Genomic DNA, 7,146 nt, shown 5'->3' with positions numbered 1-7,146 from the left:
TGCTTGCAAACCGGGCCAGGGCGGCCGGTGTCCAGCGGATGATCGAGGGGCCGGGCCACATCCCGCTCGACCAGGTGGGCTGCAACGTGCGGATGATAAAAGAGATCACCGACCATGCGCCGCTCTACCTGCTCGGGCCGCTTGTCACCGATATTGCGCCCGGCTACGACCATGTGGTTGCGGCTATCGGGGGAGCGGAGGCCTGCCGGAACGGGGCGGACTTCCTCTGCATGGTCTCGCCGAGCGAGCACCTCGCCCTGCCGGACGTGGACGATATTATCGAGGGGACCCGGGTGGCAAAGATCGCAGCGCACGTGGGGGACATGGTGCGCCGGCCCGAAGGGTACAAAATGGAGCGCGAGGTAAAGATGGCCGAGGCCCGGCACGACCTTGACTGGGACGCGCAGTTCAGGCTGGCGCTCTACGGCGATCATGCAAAGGCGATCCATGTCCGGGACGGGGACACGGACACCTGCTCGATGTGCGGGGATTTGTGTGCTATTAAGATGGTAAGGGAGTTGTTTGAGGGGAAGACAAAAAAGATAAATAAATTTCAGAAGTGATGAAATGACCCTTGAAAAAAAGGATGTGATCCAGACCGTTGAAAAGACAATTAACAGATATATGGAATGGAGAGACGATCCGACCTCCAGTAGTGCGTGGGAAATTCATACTTTATTGGTCGAAACTATTTGGCAGTGTGCTCCAGAAAATAGCACTTTTAGAAGAAATGCGAAATATATTATTGATCGTCCCTTAAATCAGTATACTCCTGATGCGTTTCGAGGTTTTTGTGATGATGATAAATTGTATGAGGATGTCACAGCCCTTTTTTCAGTTTTATCCGCATTGAAAAAGGCCTATGATGATAATCTCCTAATTAATGTTCAACAACGAATTCACGCGGACATTTTTGAAGATTTTATCGAAATTGCTGAAAATTTTTTACAAGAAAGTGAAAAATTAAAATGCCCTGCCGCAGTTATGCTTGGCTCCATTTTAGAAGCCCATATACGGAAGCTATGCCAAAATCATGGAATTAATACGAATTATAAAAAGGGAGATTTGGAAAAATTCAGAAAAGCGTCTGAGATGAATATTGATCTTGTAAAAAAAGGAGTGTATACTTCTGTCATCCAAAAACAAATCGATTATTGGCTCGGAATCAGAAATGAAGCCGCCCATGGACATGAGGATAAATACACAAAACAACAGGTTGAGGATATGATTATAGGAGTTCGCAGATTTATTGGTGAATATCCTGCTTAAGATTAATTTCCCAATCCTCGATTTAATTCTTCAATAGCAATTCGTGCATGAGTTATTGCTTCTTGAGCCTCATCATAACTTACATCTTTGCCATGAATTGCGTTATTAGCAATTGAAACACTAAATTTTAAATTTTTAAAAACGCTATCCGAAATTTTATTTTGATTTTTTAGAATATTTAACATCTGGCCTGCTGATATTTGATCTCTGATTTGGATCTCATTTGCTCTAGCATAATCTTTTAATTGAACCTCAATTGTTCTTCGTAACCTCGCAAGGGAATTCCAAGTATCACCGAAATTCAGTTCATTTAGAATTTTCTTGTAATCTTCATTTGGTAATGGTTGATCTCCATTTTGTAGTGGTAATTGAACGGTTTTTGGTGATTCATTGCGGATCTCTTGTGGTGTTGATAAAAACACTTGAAGTCTTTCGAAGTATGAATTTACTTTTAAATTTACCGTATCATCAGAAACATATTCATTAATTGTGAAATTTCCTATATCTCTCTCTAGAAAATTGCCTAACGTCTCTAAATCATCAGATTCCAAAGCTTTTCGAAAATTCTCTTCTTTCGCTTGATTTATTTTTTCTTTTCTTAAATGAAATGCGAGATACAAATTATATCCTGCAAAAAGAATCGAAATTATACCTGCAATGATTGATATTAGTGAAATAACTCCAAATATTGTTGTATCCACCATATTCCTCACTCGGAAATTCTTTGTTGATAACGAAGAATAAATGGCCGGACTCTTTCTAGTTCTTTATAAATTTTTATTGCTTCTACAAATTGTCGATGAATCAATTTGAGATTATGAAATCTAACCATTCCATATAATGCAGGACATGATGCCATTATTAATGTTAAAATTAAAAGCCAAAGATCCACATGTAGATTACTTTGAAGATATGACAAAATAATCGAGACAAATAATGAAGCTGAAATACCTAAACTAATTTGATATAAAACTTTGATCTTTTCAAAATGCCAATCATACATTTTTTCTATTCGTTTTTCAGATTCAGGAATATCTGCAACAACCAAATCTATTAAATCCTTAATTTTAAGGTCGAGCATAATACTACGAGCAATTCTTCATTTGATATTTATTTATATGTTGGTTATTTGATGCCCACACGCACGCACTCCTCCGCTGTGACAATCAATCATCAGTTGCGTAACATACAAGCAGGTAATACCCCATCATCGCTCAGCGCAGGGGCGGCAAGGGGGGGGACAGGTGGCCCCCCCTCCTACAAAGATGCAAATTAATTATATGAGTTGATCCCAAGGGTGGGTACCCCTACCTGCCCGGACACAAGGGTGGGGGGGTGACCCCCTCTTTGAAAAAAAGAGTAAGGGGGGGTAGGGGCCACCCCCCTCCCCCCCATGGCCGCGAACCGGCTCCTTTTCTGCATGATCAGATCCGGTGTTTCTCATGGAATACCGGCGTGGGGTGTGGTTTCTGGTGGTTTTCCGGCAGCGTGATCGCAGGGCCCGGCCGGGTCCAAAGTGGGGAGGGGGTACCCCCCACCTGCCCGGACACAATGGTGGGGGGTGACCCCCACCCCCCACATAAGAATTTGTCTAGGGCCGGGCAGTCCGGTACCTTCCCAGTAAAATCCGTTGGATAAAACCGCGTTTGAGTGGAATCAGAAGATGTAGTTGATGATCCTGCACAAAACCGTACGGTATAATCAATAATTTCTTACCCCGTTCTATCATTATAGTGCACGAAAATAGACAAAATCGTGCATTACGATGACATTACTGCACGAAAAATGCCGGCCCGCTCGCCGATGGCAGCCAGGTCGTTTTTGGAGACGAGATTATTGCCCCCGACATTTACCCCGCGGAGGAATGCGACATATGCGGTCATGGCCGTTGTCCCGTATGCCCGGAGGTATGGTCCGGCAGGATAAAAGACCATCCCGCATCATTTCACAACACAGAAATACCGTAACGAATACCACAACTCTCCATGAAACAGAAGGGAAACGGCCTGCCTGTGGCAAAAGCGATCTTTATCGCCGGCGCTATCGTTTTTATCGCGGGGATGGCTCTTTCCATTACCGGAAATCCCTTCGTCATCCCGATCTGCAGTACCGGGATTGTCCTGATGGCAGCCGGCTTCGTGCTTATGAAACGGCATGAATATGCAGTCCTGCTTCCCGGATTGTAAAAAGCCCGACGGGATTTTTTCCTGATTAGCCGTCTTTCTTCTGCCCGGTCACCATATCCACGATCTCTCCCCGGGTTACCGGCACGGTCCGGGAGAAGGGGACCTCTTTTGTGATCATCAGGAATTTTATCTTCGCCATCCCGTCGATCGTAACCTCGATCTTCCCGCCAAGGACGATCTCAGCCATTGCCCCCAGCAGCGCAGCGTTCTTCGAGGCAACCCGGGCGGGAACGACCGTTACCGAATTCCCGGGGATTTTTGCGCTCCCGGTCTCCCCGGTTGCTATCACCTCATGCGTCCCGGCATAATCGTACGATACGGAAAAGGGACACGACTCAAGCGTTGCTCCCACCGGGTTCCTGTTCTCCACCCGGATCGAGACCAGGAGATCGAGCGAGGAGAGCGAGACGTTTTCAAGCCTGACGCCATCAAGGGTCACGACCGGATCGGACAGGACAGACATTATACGAACGTTGGCAGAGCGGGGTGATAATCCTGCCCGTCATGTGAGATGCCCTCAGATCGGCGGGCTTGATCCGGAACGATCCCCCCTTTTCGACCACAAAGCACTCAAAACCATCTCCCCAAAATTTATGCTATCATGCAATTACCACCATTTTTTTACCAGATATTCGAGTCCCTCCCCCGGCAGGGCCCGGGCGATGCAGGTGCGACAAAGCATGTGTTCTCCCTGGTCCCCCGGCTCCCGGATGACGCGAAGATCCTCGATGTCGGGTGCGGCAGCGGGACCCAGACCCTTGATCTTGCGGGCCTGACCACCGGTACGATAACGGCAGTCGACAACCACCAGCCGTTCCTGGACATGCTCGACGCCAAAGCCGGAAAAGCCGGCCTGCAGGAAAGGATCCGGACCGTGAACGCCTCGATGGATGCCCTGCCGTTTGCGCCGGGCCAGTTCGACCTTGTCTGGTCCGAAGGGGCGATCTTTGTTGTCGGGTTCGAACAGGGGCTCACTCTCTGGAAACCGTTTTTGAAAAAGGGCGGGTACATGGTCGTATCCGATGCCGACTGGTTCGAGCCCAATCCCCCTGCCGAGCTCGTGCAGTGGTGGGAGAGCGAAGGCTATCTCCCCGTTTCCGAGGACGAGATGAAGGAGCGGGTGAACCGGGCCGGGCTCCGGCTCGTTGCAACATACCGTCTGCCCGAAGCCGGCTGGTGGGATAACTACCATGTCCCAATGCTTGCCCGGACCAAAGACTTACGGAAAACACACGGGTCGAATCCCGACGATGCAGCCCTGCTCGATTCCCTGGAGCACGAGGCAGAGATGTACCTGAAGTACAAGCGCTACTACGGGTACACGTTCTTTGTCATGCAGAATCCATAACCGGAAGAGCCGGCGGTTCGACGAAAGTTCTCCGCCGGCAGGAAGGTATCCCTCATTTTTTTTAGTAGGTTCACGGATCGATGCGCTCGATCCGGAAGACCACCGGGCGGATCCCGTCCGAGCAGCAGCCGATCATCGTGCGCTCGTTCTTCATCCAGCCCGCAAAAATCCCGTGCGAGAAATTCCCTCCTGCGAGCAGCACGGCGACCATGGGATGGATGTCCCGCCATGCCCAGTCGCAGAAACCTTCGGGCTTGTCAAGGCCGCACACGAACTCCTGCCCTTCCGTAAAACACGGGCAGGGCGCGACCTCGCTCTGGCAGTATTCTTCTGCGAGTTCGGGGTTGAGCGACCGTTTGACCACCGTAATGTTACAACGGGGTCGTGTTGTGTCTTCGGGAGTCATTTGCGGCTCCGCAGCTCCCGCGCCATCTCCGCAAGGCAGGCCGCCGCCTCCGCGTCCGTCATATCCGGATCCTTAAACCGGGTGAACCGTTCGCATACGAGATCCGGGCACTTCCCGCAGTGCGGTAATTTCCGGTCGCTGACGCAGCAGTCGTACACCGGGCAGCATTCAACGCCGGCGTACGCGGTCCAGAACGGCTTTCCGTTCGTTGCCCCGCACCCCGGGCACTCGTTTTTGTAATGGTCGCAGCCGCTGCACGAGTACCCGCAGACGGTCTCGATCTTCTCTGCCATGGATCCCGGTTGCAGCAGGGGATGATAAACTCCGGGCCCCGCACTGTGAAAGTAGCGGGCCGGTCTTTGGGATCCCCGGGCCGCTCTTTCCCATAATTCTCCGGCCGCAGCACCCCGATCCCTGGAAAAAAAAATCACGGATCTTTCCAAAATCCTGCCGTATATATGGCGCACCGGCCAAACGAGCCCTTATACAAACGTGCAGGTGAACATCCATGGATATCAGATACACCGGAATGGACGGGATGCTGGTCGCAGCCATCAGCGGCCGGTTCGATAACGACGCCGTGCCGGAATTCAAATCCGCCCGCGAATCATGGCCGGTCGCCCCGACCGTCCTTGACCTGAGCGGCCTTACCTACCTGAGCAGTTCGGGCCTCCGGGAACTCCTGGCGCTCAGGCGCGACTTTTCCCGGCAGGGTGTGCCGGTCGTCATCGCCGGCAGCACGGGATTTGTCAGCAGGATCCTTACGGTGAGCGGCTTTGCAGAGGTCTTTGTCACGTACCCCACAGTAGCGGACGCGGCAAAAGCGATCTCCTGCGGGGGTGCATGATCATGATCGCCACGCTTGGGGAATCCGAATCCGGTGCGGCAGAAGAAGAGATCCGGATCCGTCCCATGCAGCCGGAGGACGCGGGAAGCGTTACCGGGCTGATGCGGGAAGTGTACGGCGAGACCTGCCCGAGGCGGTCGGTCTACGACCCGGTCCTGCTCCGGAAACGGGTGATGTGCGGCGAGCTCCGATCCGCCATCGCAGAGGGACCGGGCGGGACGGTCGTCGGCTATGGCTCGCTTTCCGGGTATTACGGCTATCCCGAGATCGGTCTTTTGGGCTCCCTTGCAGTCTCCCCTGCCCGCCGGGGCCGGGGGATCGGCGGGAGGCTCACGCGGCACCTGGTCTCGTTTGGCAGGCAGGCCGGGTATGTTGCCCTCACGGCCGGGACATTCACGTCCCACCCGTACGCCCGGCAGGCAATCGAGCGGGAGGGATTTACCTCTACCGCGATCCTCCTCGGGTCGCAGCCGCAGGGGATCTCGTTTCCGGGAATTGTCGAAACCTCCGGCCAGCGCGAGAGCGTGGTCTTCTACACCCGAATCCTCGCCCCCGGGGAGTACGGGTACCAGTATATTCCCGATCGCCACCGCCCGGTTATCTGCGCTCTCTGCCGGGATCTCGGGGTCCATATCTCCGCCACGGAGACCGGCTATTATCCCGTGGGCGGGCCGTCGGCCATCGAGTACATGTTCAACCAGGAAAGCGGCGCCGGGCTGATCTGGATACGGAAAGCAGGATACGATTACCACGAGGTTCTTGCCATGGCGGTCCGGATGCTCCGCTCGGCAGGGGCAAAGGTCCTGCGGCTGCACCTGAACTTAAACGATCCCGGCTCGCCCTCCGTAGTCACCGCAGCAGAGGCGCTCGGCTTTGTCTTTGCCGGTATCCTGCCCGCAAAGGACGGGCTCGTGCTTCTCATGCAGGACCTCCAGGGGATCGCGATCGATCCGGAAAAACTCTGCATCGGCGAAAACCCGGCAGGCCGTCGGCTGCTCGACTACATCGGCTCGCAGATCGAAAAGACCGGGTGTGGGGCAGGGGAGGATCCGCAGGGTGTATAAAGCCCGGTAAAAAAAGAGCCGGGGAA

The 7,146-nt window shown here is 52.6% G+C and carries 12 protein-coding genes; 6 read left to right on the top strand and 6 right to left on the bottom strand.

The genetic code is table 11. The features are described from left to right. Together BP758_RS11660 and BP758_RS11655 are read left to right on the top strand one after the other, a co-directional pair. Positions 1 to 563 (top strand): phosphomethylpyrimidine synthase ThiC (locus BP758_RS11660; protein WP_292371059.1); only part of this gene is annotated, 563 nt, incomplete at its 5' end. Positions 564 to 567: 4 nt separating this feature from the next. Next, positions 568 to 1,269 carry a hypothetical protein gene (locus BP758_RS11655; RefSeq protein ID WP_292371058.1) on the top strand — a complete coding sequence of 234 codons (702 nt, stop codon included), beginning with the start codon at positions 568 to 570 and terminating at the stop codon, positions 1,267 to 1,269. Positions 1,270 to 1,271: 2 nt separating this feature from the next. Here the strand turns inward: BP758_RS11655 and BP758_RS11650 are convergent, their stop codons facing one another. The 3 genes from BP758_RS11650 to BP758_RS11640 form a co-directional block, all read right to left on the bottom strand. Then, a complete protein-coding gene (locus tag BP758_RS11650; protein WP_292371057.1) occupies positions 1,272 to 1,973 on the bottom strand; it encodes a hypothetical protein in 702 nt (233 codons plus the stop codon). 5 nt (positions 1,974 to 1,978) lie between these two features. Continuing rightward, entirely contained in the window at positions 1,979 to 2,350 is a 372-nt protein-coding gene (locus BP758_RS11645; RefSeq protein WP_292371056.1) for a hypothetical protein, read from the bottom strand. A 679-nt stretch (positions 2,351 to 3,029) separates the two neighbouring features. Continuing rightward, entirely contained in the window at positions 3,030 to 3,152 is a 123-nt protein-coding gene (locus BP758_RS11640; RefSeq protein WP_292371055.1) for a DUF1697 domain-containing protein, read from the bottom strand. 102 nt (positions 3,153 to 3,254) lie between these two features. Here BP758_RS11640 and BP758_RS11635 point away from each other — a divergent pair, with 102 nt between their 5' ends. After that, positions 3,255 to 3,455, top strand: coding sequence for a hypothetical protein (locus BP758_RS11635; protein ID WP_292371054.1), 201 nt, complete (start codon positions 3,255 to 3,257; stop codon positions 3,453 to 3,455). A gap of 25 nt (positions 3,456 to 3,480) precedes the next feature. Here BP758_RS11635 and BP758_RS11630 read toward each other — a convergent pair whose 3' ends face one another. Then, complete coding sequence (locus tag BP758_RS11630; RefSeq protein ID WP_292371053.1) at positions 3,481 to 3,918, bottom strand: LEA type 2 family protein; 438 nt, start codon at positions 3,916 to 3,918, stop codon at positions 3,481 to 3,483. Between the two features lie 138 nt (positions 3,919 to 4,056). Between BP758_RS11630 and BP758_RS11625 the strand changes: the two genes are divergently transcribed. Continuing rightward, positions 4,057 to 4,803: a class I SAM-dependent methyltransferase gene (locus BP758_RS11625; RefSeq protein WP_292371052.1), complete on the top strand. Its 747-nt coding sequence runs from the start codon at positions 4,057 to 4,059 to the stop codon at positions 4,801 to 4,803. Positions 4,804 to 4,873: 70 nt separating this feature from the next. Here BP758_RS11625 and BP758_RS11620 read toward each other — a convergent pair whose 3' ends face one another. Together BP758_RS11620 and BP758_RS11615 are read right to left on the bottom strand one after the other, a co-directional pair. Further along, a complete protein-coding gene (locus BP758_RS11620; protein ID WP_292371051.1) occupies positions 4,874 to 5,209 on the bottom strand; it encodes a TIGR04076 family protein in 336 nt (111 codons plus the stop codon). Then, positions 5,206 to 5,502: a DUF3795 domain-containing protein gene (locus tag BP758_RS11615; protein ID WP_292371050.1), complete on the bottom strand. Its 297-nt coding sequence runs from the start codon at positions 5,500 to 5,502 to the stop codon at positions 5,206 to 5,208. Before BP758_RS11615 ends, BP758_RS11620 begins: the two co-directional genes overlap by 4 nt. 215 nt (positions 5,503 to 5,717) lie before the next feature. Between BP758_RS11615 and BP758_RS11610 the strand changes: the two genes are divergently transcribed. Next, positions 5,718 to 6,056: an STAS domain-containing protein gene (locus BP758_RS11610; RefSeq protein WP_292371049.1), complete on the top strand. Its 339-nt coding sequence runs from the start codon at positions 5,718 to 5,720 to the stop codon at positions 6,054 to 6,056. 2 nt (positions 6,057 to 6,058) lie between these two features. Next, positions 6,059 to 7,120, top strand: coding sequence for a GNAT family N-acetyltransferase (locus tag BP758_RS11605; protein ID WP_292371048.1), 1,062 nt, complete (start codon positions 6,059 to 6,061; stop codon positions 7,118 to 7,120). The last annotated feature ends 26 nt before the right edge of the window (positions 7,121 to 7,146 follow it).

Source organism: Methanoregula sp. UBA64 (genome assembly GCF_002502735.1).
Taxonomy (GTDB): Archaea; Halobacteriota; Methanomicrobia; order Methanomicrobiales; family Methanospirillaceae; genus Methanoregula.
This window is presented reverse-complemented; position numbering and strand designations above follow the sequence as displayed.